The sequence below is a fragment of the Erwinia sp. TECH1 genome, assembly GCF_054057575.1.
Genome location: NZ_JBSRZK010000001.1, coordinates 1970407 through 1986599 on the forward strand (window position 1 = coordinate 1970407; position 16193 = coordinate 1986599).

At 53.5% G+C, this 16193-nt stretch carries 22 protein-coding genes; 13 read left to right on the forward strand and 9 right to left on the reverse strand.

All coding sequences use genetic code 11. The annotated features are described in order from the left end of the window. Positions 1-19 precede the first annotated feature (19 nt). The 5 genes from ACVWZ0_RS09280 (at position 20) to ACVWZ0_RS09300 (ending at position 5764) form a co-directional block, all read left to right on the forward strand. Positions 20-1459: a 6-phospho-beta-glucosidase gene (locus tag ACVWZ0_RS09280; protein WP_253454544.1), complete on the forward strand. Its 1440-nt coding sequence runs from the start codon at positions 20-22 to the stop codon at positions 1457-1459. A 65-nt stretch (positions 1460-1524) separates the two neighbouring features. Then, positions 1525-2400, forward strand: coding sequence for an ROK family protein (locus ACVWZ0_RS09285; RefSeq protein ID WP_253461012.1), 876 nt, complete (start codon positions 1525-1527; stop codon positions 2398-2400). A 106-nt stretch (positions 2401-2506) separates the two neighbouring features. Continuing rightward, positions 2507-3916: a 6-phospho-beta-glucosidase gene (locus ACVWZ0_RS09290; RefSeq protein WP_253454543.1), complete on the forward strand. Its 1410-nt coding sequence runs from the start codon at positions 2507-2509 to the stop codon at positions 3914-3916. Positions 3917-4739: 823 nt separating this feature from the next. Beyond that, positions 4740-5417: an SOS response-associated peptidase family protein gene (locus ACVWZ0_RS09295; protein ID WP_253454542.1), complete on the forward strand. Its 678-nt coding sequence runs from the start codon at positions 4740-4742 to the stop codon at positions 5415-5417. 62 nt (positions 5418-5479) lie between these two features. Further along, entirely contained in the window at positions 5480-5764 is a 285-nt protein-coding gene (locus ACVWZ0_RS09300; protein WP_253454541.1) for a hypothetical protein, read from the forward strand. Positions 5765-5789: 25 nt separating this feature from the next. Here the strand turns inward: ACVWZ0_RS09300 and ACVWZ0_RS09305 are convergent, their stop codons facing one another. From ACVWZ0_RS09305 to ACVWZ0_RS09320, 4 genes are all read right to left on the reverse strand, one after another. Continuing rightward, positions 5790-6554, reverse strand: a complete 765-nt coding sequence (locus ACVWZ0_RS09305; RefSeq protein WP_253454540.1) for a meso-2,3-butanediol dehydrogenase — start codon at positions 6552-6554, stop codon at positions 5790-5792. Between the two features lie 131 nt (positions 6555-6685). Then, the gene (locus ACVWZ0_RS09310; protein WP_253454539.1) at positions 6686-7171 is read right to left on the reverse strand and encodes a GNAT family N-acetyltransferase; all 486 of its coding nucleotides are present in this window, start codon (positions 7169-7171) and stop codon (positions 6686-6688) included. A 10-nt stretch (positions 7172-7181) separates the two neighbouring features. Continuing rightward, the gene (locus tag ACVWZ0_RS09315; RefSeq protein ID WP_253454538.1) at positions 7182-7691 is read right to left on the reverse strand and encodes an AAA family ATPase; all 510 of its coding nucleotides are present in this window, start codon (positions 7689-7691) and stop codon (positions 7182-7184) included. A gap of 186 nt (positions 7692-7877) precedes the next feature. After that, complete coding sequence (locus ACVWZ0_RS09320; RefSeq protein ID WP_253454537.1) at positions 7878-8324, reverse strand: PACE efflux transporter; 447 nt, start codon at positions 8322-8324, stop codon at positions 7878-7880. A gap of 523 nt (positions 8325-8847) precedes the next feature. Between ACVWZ0_RS09320 and ACVWZ0_RS09325 the strand changes: the two genes are divergently transcribed. From ACVWZ0_RS09325 to ACVWZ0_RS09335, 3 genes are all read left to right on the forward strand, one after another. Beyond that, positions 8848-9228 carry a putative holin gene (locus tag ACVWZ0_RS09325; RefSeq protein WP_125289672.1) on the forward strand — a complete coding sequence of 127 codons (381 nt, stop codon included), beginning with the start codon at positions 8848-8850 and terminating at the stop codon, positions 9226-9228. Then, on the forward strand, positions 9215-9502 hold the full coding sequence (locus tag ACVWZ0_RS09330; protein WP_253454536.1) for a phage holin family protein: 288 nt from the start codon (positions 9215-9217) through the stop codon (positions 9500-9502). Before ACVWZ0_RS09325 ends, ACVWZ0_RS09330 begins: the two co-directional genes overlap by 14 nt. 544 nt (positions 9503-10046) lie before the next feature. Next, positions 10047-10256, forward strand: a complete 210-nt coding sequence (locus tag ACVWZ0_RS09335; protein WP_125289674.1) for a hypothetical protein — start codon at positions 10047-10049, stop codon at positions 10254-10256. Here ACVWZ0_RS09335 and ACVWZ0_RS09340 read toward each other — a convergent pair whose 3' ends face one another. Then, positions 10257-10493, reverse strand: a complete 237-nt coding sequence (locus tag ACVWZ0_RS09340) for a hypothetical protein (protein ID WP_253454535.1) — start codon at positions 10491-10493, stop codon at positions 10257-10259. A gap of 288 nt (positions 10494-10781) precedes the next feature. Further along, positions 10782-11027 (reverse strand): DinI-like family protein, encoded by a 246-nt coding sequence (locus ACVWZ0_RS09345; protein ID WP_253454534.1) that lies wholly within the window; start codon positions 11025-11027, stop codon positions 10782-10784. Between the two features lie 193 nt (positions 11028-11220). Between ACVWZ0_RS09345 and ACVWZ0_RS09350 the strand changes: the two genes are divergently transcribed. The 3 genes from ACVWZ0_RS09350 (at position 11221) to ACVWZ0_RS09360 (ending at position 12415) form a co-directional block, all read left to right on the forward strand. After that, positions 11221-11436: a YgdI/YgdR family lipoprotein gene (locus ACVWZ0_RS09350; protein ID WP_253454533.1), complete on the forward strand. Its 216-nt coding sequence runs from the start codon at positions 11221-11223 to the stop codon at positions 11434-11436. 90 nt (positions 11437-11526) lie between these two features. Next, positions 11527-11931 (forward strand): hypothetical protein, encoded by a 405-nt coding sequence (locus ACVWZ0_RS09355; RefSeq protein ID WP_253454532.1) that lies wholly within the window; start codon positions 11527-11529, stop codon positions 11929-11931. A 70-nt stretch (positions 11932-12001) separates the two neighbouring features. Next, entirely contained in the window at positions 12002-12415 is a 414-nt protein-coding gene (locus ACVWZ0_RS09360) for a GNAT family N-acetyltransferase (protein WP_253454531.1), read from the forward strand. A gap of 14 nt (positions 12416-12429) precedes the next feature. Here the strand turns inward: ACVWZ0_RS09360 and ACVWZ0_RS09365 are convergent, their stop codons facing one another. Both ACVWZ0_RS09365 and ldcA read right to left on the reverse strand, forming a co-directional pair. Then, entirely contained in the window at positions 12430-13092 is a 663-nt protein-coding gene (locus tag ACVWZ0_RS09365) for an MBL fold metallo-hydrolase (RefSeq protein ID WP_253454530.1), read from the reverse strand. Beyond that, a complete protein-coding gene (ldcA, locus tag ACVWZ0_RS09370) occupies positions 13089-14009 on the reverse strand; it encodes a muramoyltetrapeptide carboxypeptidase (protein WP_253454529.1) in 921 nt (306 codons plus the stop codon). Before ldcA ends, ACVWZ0_RS09365 begins: the two co-directional genes overlap by 4 nt. A 314-nt stretch (positions 14010-14323) precedes the next feature. On the opposite strand from ldcA, the gene emtA reads away from it, so the two are divergent. Continuing rightward, positions 14324-14923, forward strand: coding sequence for a membrane-bound lytic murein transglycosylase EmtA (gene emtA, locus ACVWZ0_RS09375; RefSeq protein WP_125289821.1), 600 nt, complete (start codon positions 14324-14326; stop codon positions 14921-14923). Positions 14924-14972: 49 nt separating this feature from the next. On the opposite strand, the gene ACVWZ0_RS09380 is transcribed toward emtA, so the two are convergent. After that, positions 14973-15710 (reverse strand): flagellar brake protein, encoded by a 738-nt coding sequence (locus ACVWZ0_RS09380; protein WP_253454528.1) that lies wholly within the window; start codon positions 15708-15710, stop codon positions 14973-14975. Positions 15711-15894: 184 nt separating this feature from the next. On the opposite strand from ACVWZ0_RS09380, the gene ACVWZ0_RS09385 reads away from it, so the two are divergent. Then, a complete protein-coding gene (locus ACVWZ0_RS09385) occupies positions 15895-16143 on the forward strand; it encodes a GlsB/YeaQ/YmgE family stress response membrane protein (RefSeq protein ID WP_253454527.1) in 249 nt (82 codons plus the stop codon). Positions 16144-16193: the final 50 nt, after the last annotated feature.

Genomic DNA, 16193 nt, shown 5'->3' on the forward strand with positions numbered 1-16193 from the left:
TTTTAAAAAGGAACCATTTATGTCTGACAAATTACCCGCTGATTTTTTATGGGGCGGCGCCGTCGCTGCTCATCAGGTTGAGGGCGGCTGGCAGGAGGGCGGCAAAGGCCCGAGCATTGTCGACGTGCTGACGGGCGGTTCGCACGGCGTGGACAGAGAAATCACCGACGGCGTGATTGCCGGTAAAAATTATCCTAATCACCTCGCCACGGATTTTTATCATCGTTACAAGGAAGATATCGCGCTGTTTGCGGAAATGGGCTTTAAGTGTTTCCGCACCTCTGTCGCCTGGACGCGTATTTTCCCGCAGGGCGACGAGGTCGAGCCTAACGAGGCGGGCCTGAAGTTTTATGATGACGTTTTTGACGAGCTGTTAAAGCACGGCATTGAGCCAGTGATCACGCTGTCGCACTTTGAAATGCCGCTGCATCTGGTTAAACAGTATGGCGGCTGGCTTAACCGGGAGCTGATTGACCTCTTTGTGCGCTACAGCGAAGTGGTGCTAAAGCGCTATAAGCACAAAGTGAAATACTGGATGACCTTTAACGAGATCAACAATCAGCGCAACTGGCGCAAGCCGCTGTATGGCTACAGCAACTCCGGCGTCATTTTTACCGATCACGAAAACCCTGAAGAAGTGATGTACCAGGTGCTGCATCACCAGTTTGTTGCCAGCGCCAGAGTGGTGAAGCTGGGCCACGCCATCAATCCGGATTTTAAAATTGGCTGCATGCTGGCGATGGTGCCGCTCTATCCGTGGTCCTGTCATCCGGACGACGTAATGTACGCGCACAAAGCGATGCAGCAGCGCTATCTGTTTGGCGATGTGCATATGCGCGGAGCTTACCCTGCCTGGGTTCGCAAAGAGTGGGCGCAGCGCGGATTTACTATCAATATGGCGCCGGAAGACGAGCAGACGCTGCGCGAAGGCTGCACCGACTACCTTGGCTTCAGCTACTACATGAGCAACGCCGTAGAGTACGCGACCGCCCGGCAAACTGACGATACGCCGCTGGAGGCGTTCCCCGGCAGCCGCAAAAATCCGCACGTAAAAGCTTCCGACTGGGGCTGGCAGATCGATCCGGTCGGCCTGCGCTACACGCTTAACATGCTCTATGAACGCTACCAGAAACCGCTGTTTATCGTGGAAAACGGCTTCGGCGCGTTCGATAAGGTCGAGGAGAACGGCGAGATCAACGACGACTACCGTATCAGCTACCTGCGCGAGCATATTGTGCAGATGAAAAAAGCCGTGCTGGAGGATGGTGTCGATCTGATGGGCTTTACGCCCTGGGGCTGCCTGGACTGCGTCTCTTTCGGCACGGGACAGTACGATAAGCGCTACGGTTTTATTTACGTTAACCGCAGCGATGACGGCAGCGGCGATTTCTCCCGCGCCAAAAAGAAAAGCTTCGACTGGTATAAAGAGGTTATCGCCTCTGACGGTGCATCCCTTTAAATCCGGCTGACCGGAAAGGCCTGACGGGCGATGCCATGCCGCCCGCCAACAAGCCGGAGTGAATGATGAGAATTGCAGCTTACGATATTGGCGGAACCGCCTTAAAAATGGGCGTGCTGAACGAGAAGGGCGAGATCCTGGCGCAGGAAAAAACGGCGGTCCCGGATTTTTCCGGCGAGCACATACTGGCGTCGATTCAGGCATGGCTGGCGAGCCATTCCGAATGCGAAGGAATAGCCCTGAGCGTTCCCGGCTACGTCGATCCCTGGACGGGCTTTATTACGATGGGCGGCTCCCTGCGCGATTTTGACGGCTTTGCTTTACAGGCGTGGCTACAAAATAAAACCGGCCTGCCCGTTAGCGTAGAAAACGACGCCAACTGCGCGTTGCTGGCCGAACGCTGGCTGGGTAACGCGCAGACGATGCGGGATTTTCTGATGATGACTATCGGCACGGGCATTGGCGGCGCGCTCTTTTGCAACGGTGAGCTGGTGCGCGGGCATCGTTTCAGGGCGGGCGAATTCGGCTACCTGCTCAGCGAACGGCCGGGCGCGGGACGGCTGAACAGCTACACCATGAATGAAAACTGCACGCTGGCGGTCCTGCGCAGGCGCTATTCGCTGATAAGCGACAGGCCGCTGGAAACGGTCACGGGCGAAGAGATATTCGCTGGCTATGACCAGGGAAATAAAATTTGCGTCCGGCTGGTTACGCAATTTTATCAGGATCTTTGCTCGGGCATTTATAACCTGGCGCATCTGTTCGATCCGGAATGTCTCTTCCTGGGGGGAGGCATAACCGAACGGCCAGGCTTTATCGACGAGATCAAAGCGCATCTGGCCTGGTATGGCCTGACGGTGTCTGTCGCCAGAGCCAGCCATGGCAACAGCGCGGGGCTGACGGGCGCGGTGTATCACTACCTGAACAGCCGGCATAAATAAAGCCCAGCGGGTTTTATTCAGTCATTCATCATCCATGCGGTGAGGGGCAGGGCTACCTGCTTTCAGCCCACTCTCTGTCTGTCCGCTCATTCAAGGAGCTTTTTGTATGCAAAACAAAATAAAGATTGTCACCATCGGCGGCGGATCCAGCTATACCCCGGAACTGATCGAAGGGCTGATCCTGCGCAAGGATCGGTTACCTATTGCGGAACTCTGGCTGGTGGATATTGCGGACGGCGCCGAAAAAATGGAAATCGTCGGCAATATGGCGAAGCGTATGATTGCGGCGGCCGGACTGGACTGGCAGGTTCATCTGACGCTCGATCGTAAAGCGGCGCTGAAAGATGCCGACTACGTGACCACGCAGTTTCGCGTAGGGCTGCTGGATGCTCGCCTGAAGGATGAGGTTATCCCGCTGGCCAACGGCCTGTTGGGGCAGGAAACCAACGGTGCGGGCGGGCTGTTTAAAGCGTTCCGCACCATTCCCGTTATTCTGGAAATTATTGACGATATGCGCGTGCTTTGTCCCAACGCGTGGCTGGTCGACTTTACCAATCCGGCCGGGATGGTGACGGAAGCCGCGATAAAATATGGTCAATGGGAAAAAACGGTGGGGCTGTGCAACGTGCCTTTCAGCCATATCACCCAGGCCTGTGAGCTGCTGGAGACCCCCGAGGCCGAACTAAACTTCAAGTTCGCCGGGCTTAACCATTTTCACTGGCACCGCGTCTGGGACAACAAAGGAAATGAACGCACCGCCGAACTGATCGATAAAATCTATGCGCCGGAACAGCGCGATCGCTCTGATGAAGGCCTGAAAAATATTCACCAGATCCCTTTCCACTATGAGCAGGTCAAACACCTTGGCATCCTGCCGTGCGGCTATCATCGCTATTACTATTTACAGGAGCCGATGCTGGCGCACGCTGTTGAAGAATTCAGGCAGTATGAAACGCGCGCCGAGGTGGTGAAAAAAACCGAAAAGCGGCTGTTTGAACTCTACAAGGACGTCAACCTTAACTACAAACCGGAAGAGCTGAGCCAGCGCGGCGGCGCACACTACAGCGATGCGGCCTGCGATCTGATCGCCGCTATCCAGAACAACACCGGTAAACAGATGGTGGTGTCAACGCGCAATAACGGCGCCATTGCCGATCTGCCTTTCGACTGTATTGTGGAAGTGACGGCAGCTATTACCGCGCATGGCCCGGAGCCGCTGCGTTGGGGAGCGCTGCCGCCTGCGGCGCGAGGCATGATCCAGCTGATGAAGGCGATGGAGGAAACCACTATCGAAGCGGCCGTGACCGGCGATTATGGCGCGGCGCTGCATGCGTTTACCATCAATCCGCTGATCCCGGCTGGCGATACGGCCATCAAAGTGCTGGATGCGCTACTGTATGCCCATAAGGCGTATCTGCCGAAATTTGCCGAAAAAATAGCGCAAATAGAGCGGGATAAGCCGGAAATCGTCGCGTTTGTCGACCAGCTGTTGGCGGACCGCGAAGCGCATGCCTGACGGCCAGCACCTGCCGTCCGTGTCGGGCGGCAGCCTGTATACCTGATATCTTCCTGATGCCATCGCTATCCTTTTTTAAAAAATAAGGTGATGCCATACCTGCTCAAAGGCGTAAAGAAACCTTCTTGTCGGAGGCTGATAAACACTTTATTCAGCGCCGTTACAGGTTTTTAGCGCGCTAACCGTTCATTGCCCTCTGATTTCTGACGGCCAGCATGCTGTTCTTTTTTGAGTTTACTGCTGACAGGGGGAGCCTGGCGATCTGTGGTGGGGGGAGTGCTGTTTGCGGTCGGCGATGATGAGCGCTGAACCTGTTCATCTAAAGCCGTTATAAAAGGCGCAATGTTGCTGTGTCAGGTCTTTGCCATGCTGATAAATGCTTGCGCCTTGATAAAAAATCACTCGGGGGCGGTGCTCTGAAAATAAGACTCAGTAAGAGCAATAGCCGCCTTTATGATGGGAACCGGTACCGCCATGGGGATGTTGTCCCTTAGGACAGGCGAATGCTGAAGCAGACAGCACAGCCATCAGGGACGCCAGCAAAAGCAAGGTCGTTTTTTTCATCTCTGTTCTCTGTAAGTGACGAAGCAAAGATAATATACGCTTATAAATCCCAATAAGGATCCTGATAAAAAAACAGTACTATCACGCTGTTTCCGCCAGGCTGTCCAGCTCAGCCTGCGGCGGTAAGGTAAGCGACAGTAACTAATAAACTTTCGTTACAAAAGGGCGAATCATGCCTGCTGCGAGCGCGTGAAAAAAAGGGAACGGCATGGGCGGCCTGCCGTTTTTCGCTGCTACGCTTATCGAAAAGGAGACGATTATGTGCGGACGTTTTACTCAATACCGATCCCGTGAGGCTTATCTGGAAGCCTTGAGCAACAGTATCGAGCGGGATATCGCTTACGATCCAGAGCCGCTTGGCCGCTATAACGTGGCGCCAGGTACGCGCGTACTGTTGCTCAATGAACGTGACGCGACGCTTCATCTCGATCCTGTCCATTGGGGATACAGCCCGGAATGGTGGCATAAGCAGCCGCTGATTAACGCTAAATCGGAAACGGCGGCGACGGGCAAAATGTTTAAGCCGCTCTGGCGCAGCGGGCGGGCGATAGTCATGGCCGACGGCTGGTACGAATGGAAACGCGACGGCAGTAACAAGCAGCCTTACTTTATTTATCATCAGAGCGGCGGGCCGCTTTTTTTTGCGGCCATCGGTAAAGCGCCTTTTAACAAAGAGGACGACCATGAGGGCTTCTTGATCGTAACGGCCGCCAGCGATAAAGGACTCCTTGATATTCACGATCGTCGGCCGCTGGTGCTGACGCCAGAGGCCGCGCTTGCCTGGATAAGTGAAAAAACCACCCCGGAGCAGGCGAGCGAAATAGTAAAAGAGGGGGCCGTCCCGATTGATGAATTTGCCTGGCATCCGGTTAGTAAGGCCGTGGGCAATGTCAAAAATCAGCGTCCCGAGCTGATTGATGAGGTTGAAACAGCCTGAGGTCGCACATAAAAACATCCCTTTCCGCTGCAAACAGCAAGAAGATCGTAAGGACAGGCGCTATGAGATTAAAATGGGTATTAAGCCTGGCGATAATATTTTTTTATGCAGACCCGGCGCTGGCTGCCCGGCTGTCGGACGAGGAAGTGCAGCAGCGGATTGTAGCCGAGTCCATCGCAGACTATTCGGGTAGCTGCGCCTGCCCGTTTAATTCAGCCAGAAACGGCAGTCGCTGCGGTGGACGAAGCGCATGGAGCAGGCAGGGCGGTGAGGCGCCGATTTGCTATGTAAAAGAAGTGACGGCGGAAATGATTGATCAATGGCGAGCGGCCAATAACGAGGATTAGGCGGCACGCCGTGCCGCCGGAAACATCAGGCCTGTTTAGGCTGACCGTTGGATGCCATGATACCGCCATCGACCGGCAGATTAACGCCGGTGATATAGCGGGCGTCATCGCTGGCAATAAAGGCAATCGCGCTGGCGATATCTTCCGGTTCACCTGCACGCGCCAGCGGAATACGCTCATAGAACTTATTCAGCAGCTGCTGGTTATCTTTCATCTCTTCCGTCAGATCGGTAAAGGTAAAGCCGGGACAGATGGCGTTTACGCGTACGCCGTCTTCGCCATAATCCAGCGCCAGCGAGCGGGTAAAATTGGTGACCGCGCCCTTGGCGGCGTTGTAAACGCTCATTCCCCAGTCGCCACCCAGCCCGGAAACGGAAGAAACGTTAACCACGTTGCCTTTGCTTTTCAGCAGCGCGGGCATAAAGTAGTGCACGCAGTAGAACACGCCGTCCAGGTCAACCTTCATCAGCTGTTTCCAGTCGTCCAGCGCGATCTCATGAATGCGGCCCTGCACGATCTGGCCGGCATTATTTACCAGCACGTCCACCCGACCATATTTATCCAGTACGTTTTTGGCAAGCCGTTCTACCTGTTCCGCCTCACCCACGTCGCAAGTTGCAACCAGATGCTCACCCTGAGCCAGTTTCGCCAGCGTCTTATCCAGCTTTTCTTTCGTGCGGCCTACCAGCACCACGGAAGCGCCTTCGCTGGCGAAGCGTTCTGCCGCAGCCTGACCAATACCGGAACCTGCACCGGTTACCACCACGACTTTTTGCTGAAAACGGGCCATATTAACCTCCTGTTGGAATAAATCTCTTGTTAAAACGCTCCGTTAACCCTGGCAGGCCTGTGACGGATCGCAAGCCCGGCAAAAAGGGGAGGCAATTAACTTATTGTTATTTAGCTGGTTTTTCAGGGGTTTCAGAATGTAACTTTTTCTGAATGTAACAGCCCGGCCTGCATCTCCATGCAGAGCAGATCGCCCGCCAGCGCAGAGTGGTAAACCGATTGTCTGAGCAGCGTAAAGCCGTGACGCTGGTAAAATGTCATGGCGTCCGGCGTGGAGGAAAGGGTGAGCGTGGTGATGCCCCTGGAAAGGGCCTCATTTTTTATGGCCGTCAAAATTTGCGTGGCGTACCCTTTGCCCATATGGTCCGGCAGGGTAAAAATGGCCTCCACGCTGTGCTTTTCGCTGTCAAGAAAGCCTGTCGCTACGGGAAAGCCCGGCGCGTCTGCCACAAAAAAAGGGTGCTGAACAATGGCCTGAAGATAGCCACCAGGCATTTTGTCCGGCGTCCAGGCCATGACCTTCTCTTCACCGTAGGACGCTCTACAACCGGCGCGGATAGCCAGGTTGCGTAGTTGCCATAGCGCCCGCGCTTCTTCCGGGCGTGCCCGTCTGATCATCGGCTTGACCTTAGCCAGCGTGGCTGGAATAACGTTTGATGTTAAAACCTTCTTCTTTTACCGGCGCAACAAAATAGCGGCTGATAAGCTCATATTCGGCCTCTGTAGCAGCAAAGTCATGGTTTTTTGCCTGGTTTCTTAACGCCAGCCGGGTTTTACACAAACTGTCTGGCTCATCCAGGAAATGCAGGATGTGCATACAGCGGGCCTGGTCCACAATTTGTTTCATCCACTGGCGTTGCGCAAGCGTATTTGCCGGAAAATCAAGCACTACGGAAGTGCCCGTTGTCAAGAGGGCAACAAGATGAGGCGTCAGCGTATCGCGCAGCCTTGCAGCGTATTTGACGTAATCCGTGACGTTTTTCATTTCCGGGCCATAAAGCCCGAACAGCCAGCTGTCTTCAGACAGGATAAGCGTGCGGGGAGCACTGGCAAGCTGCTGCGCCAGGGTGGATTTACCGGAAGCAATTTTACCGCACAGCAGATGCAGCAAGGGTGGAGAAGCAGCAGAATCGACCATAACATTCCTCGTTAACGACAATACCCTTTTTACAGCAAACCGTTCAGGGCGAGCGAAGGCGCATTAGAAACAGCGCCAGATGGTAAAGCAGATCCTCTACAGCGAACCTGATGGGCACCGAATAATTGATAATCAGCACGGCTAAAACCAGTAAAATCAGGCAGCTTGTTATAATACGCGGCATTATCACCTCTCTGCGCCCCTGGAGCGGCAAACCCAATGAAACCGGAAAAAGTCGTAAACATAGTTAAACACAACGGTATAAGGCAGAAAAAAGGCGACCAGCGCAATTTGCAACATAAAGGCTTTCAACAATGAGACGGTAAACCACCAGGCGGTTACCGGGATCAGGACGGCAAGCAGTCCGGCTTCAAAAAGGACGGCGTGGAGGATCCTGACAGGCAGGCTCCGCCTGAAACCCATTCTTATCTGAACAGCATCAAACAGGCGATTAAAAATAACATTCCACAGCATCGCCGTGACGGCGGACAGCGCTGCCAGCACGGCAGATTGCGTTACGGGCACGGCTAATATCGCCGCCAGCATGAGCGCAATCAGGACATTAGCCACCACCTCAAAAAGTATTGAGTGAAAAACCCTTTCTTTCAACGTTTTGTTTAACACTGTTTCCATTAAAGTTTCCGATAATCTCAACGGTTGCGCCCGGCAGACAGGCGGTTACGGGCCGGTAGGGTAGCAATCCTGCTTACCGGAAACTTTGTCTACCATCATTTCTTGTCTTTATCGCGGGATCCTGAACACATAAAACAGGTTAACGCACCCTGTGGCGTCATTTCTGAGACTGAAAGCGAAAAAAACTTGATAAACTGCTGGTCACAGCAGAAGCGATGCCTTTCGCCGAATAAATGCCGCGGCGTCTACCTTTCCTTTACGACCTCATGACCCTTCAGGCAGCGTCATAGCGTCGAACCGCACGGTTCCCTTATCAGGACTGACAGCTCGTCTGGTTAGCTGCGTGGCTTTTCAGAATCAGCACCAAATAAATTTACAGCGCCCTCACGCGTACGCATTTCCCGCACTAATGTAAAAATATCAACTACTCCAGCTGTGCTAAATCGAATTTTCTTATTCCTGGCGCAGGCCGGGATTTTTTTCTCGTCCATTTGAGAAGACGCTGAAGCAGAAAGGGGGCTCTATGTTCATTCATGAAATGGTAGTGAGGATTGGTGTGGTATCTTCAGCCGGAGCGAGTGTGGCGAGTCAGTTAGGTGGCATGAACTACAGCGTGTTGTTTGGCTCTTTTGCCGGAGCGGTGTTTTATGTTGCCGGCGCAGCTGACATCGCTTTGCGCGTGCGGGCTGCTTATTTTGTTGTCTCATGGATCGTGGGCGTGTTCGGCGCCGATGTTGTAGGCGCCAAACTGGCTGGCCTGTTGGGATATAGCGACAGGCCGCTGGATGGGCTTGGAGCGGTACTGCTCTCGGCGCTGGCCATTAAAACCTTAACATTCTTTAATCAGCAGGATCCGGCCGCCTGGCTGGCCCGCATCAAAGGAGGCTTTCATGGTCACAAATGATCCTATGGTGATTACCAATGTGATCACCTGCTCGGCAATTGCCCTGCGGCTGATGTTTTTCCGTAAGCCCGGCGCGCACCATCAATGGTGGGCATCATGGCTGGCCTATCTGCTGGTGCTGGCCTATGGTTCGGTTCCGTTTCGTTATTTCTTTGATGATTACAGTCATAGCAGCTGGGCTTCTATCCTCATCAATCTGGTGTTCTGCGCGGCGGTATTTCGCTCAAAAGGCAACGTAGCGGAGATCCTTGCCGTGCTGCGCCCCGGTAGATGAAATTTTCGCCTGCCGGTCGGCTTGTCTCACTGGCAGGAGTTCTTTTTTTGAACGGTACTGTTAAGGTCATACGCCGTATTAATATATTATTCTTACCTAAGCTAAATTAGCGTAATAAATACATGTTCACTCTGCCGCTTATCCATCAATCTGTTGCGCGTTCTTTTCAGACATAACCTGCTGTATTAAAAGGCAGTCAATCCCCGCTCCCGCTATTAATAAATCGCTTTCTTTCACGATGCGAATAAAGCCAAATCCGCCAGAAATGTTCTGTTACGGGAAAGTTTCATTAATAATGGTAAAACGAACGATTTCCTTACATTATTTACCAGTGGTAGTTAATCTTCATTGGGTTTACAACTTTCTTCTGCCAGGATTAATCTGTTTTTCTCTTAAATCCCCTGTAGATTTGCCGGATAAAGAAACATTTTCCGGTAAAAGATGGGTAAAAATGGCAAAAAAGTTAAATCTGTTTAAATCAAGGGTTGAGATGCTCAGCCATTGCTCAGTAAAATAGGGCCAAAACTCAAATCAGGAGAATTTCGTGTCAGAAGCTGCGTATGTCTATCATCCGGAACGACTGGAAGAAGCGAAGAACATCGCTTTGGGGTGGCGAATTGTAGGCCAGATGGAGCCGCAAACGCTTGAGGATGCTATTCAAATGTTGCGAGACAGCTCGGCCTACGCTGCACAGGTGTACGATCTGCTTTACGCCGAAATCGCTGAGCATCAAAAAGCGCAGGAAAACCGCTGATTACCTTCGGGCCAGCGCGTCGGCCCGATAGCGTTGCCAGGTTTCCCAGCATTTTTGCGGATCGACATTAGCGTATCCGCAAAAAGGATCCAGCGTGCGGGCTATATTATCCGGTACTAAAACCTGCGTGGTGATATCCCGAATCTTTTCCACTTCTTCCTTCGTTAACGGCGAGCCTTTACGCCATTCAGCCTTCGCCAGTAGCCCTCCCAGCGCAGGAACAGATATAACCGCCATAGTTGCGTCTCAATTAATTGCCTGCTCAGATCGTCGGCTCGTCCGGAGAAAACTTTAGGTTGTTACGAAATTTAAATTTATTTAAATAAATTTTAACAACTCATTAAAGTAATAAAGAGGGGGATGTATCAGTGCGGTTTCAGTTTTCAGATAAAAAAATGCCCGCAAAGAGGATAATCACGGGCCAACACCAGGGAAACTTGATAGAAGAATAGTGGCATGAAGACGGTAAAACGCAACCGTCCACGGGCAAAAATCGTTATAATAACGCCTGAAGTGCGAGGGTTATCAAAATCCTTCTGCAATCAGCCACTGGTCCGCTTCATCGAACATTTCTTCAATAATTCTCAACATTACCGATTTGTCGCTTTTGCTGGCGTCCGTTTTCACGCCGTTTGCCTGCATAGGTTTTACTTTGACGTCGGCATCGGGGAAAACTCGCTTAATGCGCTTTTCCAGTTCATCTAAAATCAGCTGCTGCGCGTTTGGTAAGCCCGCAACGTTGCGCTTATCGTAAATCAGTTCAACAAACATGAGAGGGATCCTGGTTATCAATGCTGGATAAAAATACAGTTAAATCTGCCTGGCTTCAACTGAAATTTGTTGATGGCGGCGATAACTTTCCTTCTCTGGTCGACACTTGCGGCCCCTCCCGCTGCGCAGCAATCATCAAAAATTGCTGTGCACATAGACTACACTTTCCTCGGTTAACTTAAGGAGAGAAAAGATGAAAAAATTGTTACTTTTTCCACTGATTGCCGTGGCCACTTTGCTGAGCGGCTGCGCAAATGACCATATCATTCATATGCGCGACGGCAGCACAAAGGTTGTTGAAGGGAAGCCGGAAATCGATAAGGCGACCGGTATGGTTATCTACACCGATGAATCCGGCAGGCAGCAGGCGGTAAACCAGGCGGATATTAAAGAGATGAGCAGCCTGTAACGCAGACCAGGCCACTTCCGATTGCGGCCCAACCACGACGCGGGCAGGATACTGTGCCAGACCTGTCAGACACTTGCCCGGAGAATACTCATGCTTCGTTTACTTGCCCTCGGTGGCCTTTGCGCCTGTTCTTTTTTTGCTCAATCCTCTGAAGGCACTGCGCCGTTACAAAACAGCGAGTATCAGATTACCTGTCCGGGCAGGCCAACCATGACCGTGACCAACGCACAGTATGGCCTGACCACGGTATTGTGGGCGGGCGATAACTTCCAGATTGCGTCCGGCAGCCAGCAGTCCCGTACCGATAACGGCGATAAAGTGGCTATCGTGCTGTTTCGCAACGGCGACCAGATGGTGATGAACAAAAGCACCAATGAGACCTTTTTCTCGTATGACGGTAAGAAAAACCTGGTTTCCTGTAGCCGCACCGGCGAACGCGAAAACAGCACGGTAACATTGCAACGAACCGATGCGTCGGGAAAGGTCGAATCCTGAGTAGTCAGTCGGGCAATCTTGCCGGGAGGCCGGAGCGGGCCGCAAACTTTTACGTATAAAAGAGGAGTCTATGACTATCAGAATAACGCACCAGCCTGGCGCGGACGAACTGGCGGAAATTGAAGCCGGCCTGCTGGCTTATAACTCGCAGTTTATGGCTATCGGCGAGTTAAAAAGTATCGGGGCATTTATTGAAGACGCCAGCGGCAAAAAACTTGCCGGCCTGACGGGTTCAACGGTGGGCAACTGGTTGCGCATTAATATGCTTTGGGTAAGCGAAGCATTGCGTGGGCAGGGTACAGGCACGGCGCTGATGCAGGCGGTGGAAGAAGAGGCCCGTCGACGCGGCTGCCTCTACGCTCAGGTCGATACCGCCAGCTTCCAGGCCCGGCCCTTCTATGAAAAACAGGGCTACGTCGTCCGGCTGGTGCTGGATAACTATCCGCGCGTGCACCAGCGGTTTTACCTGACGAAAACGCTGTAGCAGGAAGACGACGATTATTCTCCTGGCCGCTGACGCAGATCCAGCGGCGAGTTCTCCGCCTCGTCCAGCAGCGCCAGCCACTCCCGCATCGTCACTTCCTGCCAGGACAGATGGCCTTTTGTGGTTCCCATCAGCACCACGTCCGGGCGCAGCGCCCGATAAAACTCCAGCGTTTTTTTCAGATCGGCCTCGTTGCTTTCCGGCACCAGCACGGTTACCCAGCGCTGGTGGCTGAGGCTGATAGTATCGCCGACAAACAGATAGGTTTTGCCATAGGGCGAAGCATAAAGGTAGGTGGTGCTGCCCGGCGTATGGCCCGGCGTGGGCACCACGTGCAGGCTGCCGCAGTGCACTTCCGCCTGATTAAAGGTGTCGTCCGCTTCGGCGAACGAGCTGACGGGGCCGAGCGCGCGGTTGTGGCAATAGAGCGCCGAATTAAAGCGCTGCTGCAGCAGTCGCGCGCCCGGGCCAGCCTCGTGCCAGTGGGTCAGATAGTGGCGAAAAATCCCGCCGAGATCGCTGATAATATTATGGTCTTCATGATCCTCAACGCGTGAAATCAGCACGTTGCCGCGTGAAAGCTTCAGCAGAAAACCGTGCATCATCACTTCCGGATCGCGTTCGCCCGGCGGAAACTCCGGCGTTGAGATCCACAGATCTTCATACAGCTGCTTCATGAATGCTCCCGCAGTACCGCATGCCCTGACAGAGTCAGCCTGGCGACATCGCCTGCGACCCGCAGCTGGCCATGCGCGCCAAGCGGCAGCGTGACGGTGTTCCAGTGATGGCCAAATTCCAGCCCGGTCACCACCGGCAGGCCGGTCAGCTCGCGTATTAGCGTCCACACGCTGTCAAAGTCATAGCCGTTGTCGTACTCGCTGAGTTTTACGCCGGTAAAACTGCCGGTGACAATGGCTTTCTGCCGTGCCAGCACGCCGTGCTGCGCCAGCTGCAGCAGCATTCTCTCCACGCGGAAAGGGTGCTCGTTAATATCCTCAATCACCAGGATGCCGCCGTCGATCTCCGGCAGCCACGGCGTACCGATCAGCGAAGTCAGCATCGCCAGATTTCCGCCCCAAACCGTGCCCGAAACGTCTACATCCTGCGGCGCGGTGGGCCATTCCAGCGTGAATTCGGGCGAGGTCAGCGCCCGCCAGAAATGATCGAGGGTGAAATCAGAAACGACCTCCGCGCCAAAATTGCCTGCCAGCATCGGGCCGCTGAAGGTTTGTCCGCCCGCCTTCAGCAGCGCCATCTGGATCACGGTAAAGTCGCTGTGGCCGCAAATTGCCAGCGGGCGGTCGCGCAGACGCGCCGCCAGCGCGGCGGCATCGAAACCGGGAAGCAGCCTGGTGGCGCCGTAGCCGCCGCGAACCGTCAGCACAATATCCGCTTCGACCTGTCGTAAATCCAAATCCTGTAGCCGCTGCTCGTCGCTACCGGCAAAGCGTTGGCTGCGACGGGCGATCGTTTGCAGGTTAGTCACCTGATGACCCTGCTCCTGCAAACGCCGCACGGCGAGCTGCGCGGCCGCCTGATTCTGGCAATAGCCGGAAGGCGCGATCAAATGAAAAGTGCGTGGAGTAACGGACATAATCTTCACTTTTATCCTTAATTGGCTAAATTTTGGCCCTTATTCAACGGTTTTTCGTCGCGGTAAAGCTGTTAGCCTTGTACTTTCAGGCGGGACATCTGTTTTCTGCGCAGGGTTAATGAATCATTTTACGCAACCCAGGGTCCAATACGGCTGATAATGACGAAAAGCGCAGCTGAAGTCATCCACCGCTGCGCTAAATTAAGAGTTTCGGTAATATTATCCCGGCAAATCGCCGCTATGATAAAACGCGAAGCTAAAGCTGAGAGGAATAAAATAGCGTGAAGAGCATAAAAACAGTGGCGATCGTGAGTATGCTCCTGCTGGCAGGGTGCGCCAGCCAGCCGCATAAACCGAATGAACATCAGCGGCAAACCCCGCTCACCAAGGCGCCGCCGGGGAAGGTTGCTCAGGCCTGGTCGCTGTTTACGGAAAACGCCGCGCATAACTACGGCGTCGATCAGAAGCTGGTTGAAGCGATCATTTCCGTGGAATCGGGCGGCAATCCAACGGTAGTCAGCAAGTCGAATGCCATTGGATTGATGCAGATAAAAGCCTCTACGGCGGGCCGGGAAGTCTATCGGGTACAGGGCCGTCGCGGGCAGCCAAGCACCTCGGAACTGCGCGATCCGGTGAAAAATATCGATATTGGTACGGCTTATCTGAAAATTTTGCAGGATAGTTCGCTGTCGGGGATCCGCGATCCGAAAACGCTGCGCTACGCCACTATTGTTTCCTACGCCAATGGCGCAGGCGCGCTGCTGAGAACGTTCTCACGCGACAGGGATCGGGCTATCGCCATGATCAACGCCATGACGCCGGAAGAGTTTTATCAGCATGTACAGAACAAGCATCCGGCAGCGCAGGCGCCGCGCTATTTGTGGAAGGTGACCACGGCCTACCGGACAATTTAGCGGACGCGCGACCTGATAAAGCTTGCTGCGTCAGCGGGATGGCTTACGGCTACTGAAAGCGGGTGGCTTTTTCGCGCGCCAGACGTTCCAGCGAGAAAATCACGTTCTGTAACAGGCGCTCCTGGCTGAAATCCAGCGAGGCGAAGCGGAAGCTCAGGCGCGGCGTGACCACGGTTTCATTTTTATTGCCTACCACGCTGCGCTCGCCGACGTTAATCAGCGTGGCATCCGCCTCAAGGCGACCATATTCGCCCAGTTCAACACACACTTTCTTAAAGATTTCGCCACCCTCCAGGCTTTCCGGAATGGGAGAATCGCTTAACACGCCGATACCGCCCAGCGAGAGATCCTGGACTCGCATCCGGCCCTGGCCGCTGCCGTCCGGCCATTTGACATAGCAGTAAAAAATGGGGTCAAGCGGGACGGCCACGCGAAAGAACTCACGTCGTTGGATCATCAACAGCTCGTCGGGCAGCCCGGCGCCAAAGGCAGGCAGGCCTTCATGACTGTCGTTTTCAAGGGCGTTAAGCGTAAACTCGACTTTTGCGCCGTAGGTTTCTGCGGCCAGATGCAGTTCATTCATTTCCAGCGCCAGCTGGTTTTCATACTCATTGCTGCCGTAGTCGACGATCAGACGCTCTTTATCCGCATACAGCAGCCGCGTAATAAACTGGCCCCTTGCATGGGAAACCAGAACAGGCGTCTGATTTTTCAGCAGATTTTTTAATACGGCAAGCACGGCGAGCGGGCCACGCTTGAGATATTGTTCTTTTTCTTCTTCTTTCACGTCCTACTCCGATTGGGTGTCAGCAAACCCGCACCTGGCGGTGTTACGTCAAATTATCGGCATCGGCGCGTGACGCTTTAGCCGGTCCGAAAAAAAAATTGCAAAAAGTTTGGCTTTAAATCACAGAGTTAGAAATCTTGCCTATACTTATGCCGTCTAATCAGTACAAGCAAAGGAGCAGTAAATGGGAATTTTGTCATGGATCATTTTCGGTCTGATTGCCGGTATCATCGCTAAGTGGGTTATGCCGGGTAAAGATGGTGGCGGTATTATTATCACCGTGATCCTGGGCGTAGTCGGCGCCGTGGTCGGCGGCTGGATCAGTACGCTGTTCGGTTTCGGCAAGGTAGACGGCTTCAACTTCGGCAGCTTTATCGTGGCGGTCATTGGCGCCATCGTTGTGCTGTGGATCTACCGTAAAGTCAGAAGCTAATCGCGCAGCGGTAAAGCTTACTGAGAAACCCCACGCTCCGGCGTGGGGTT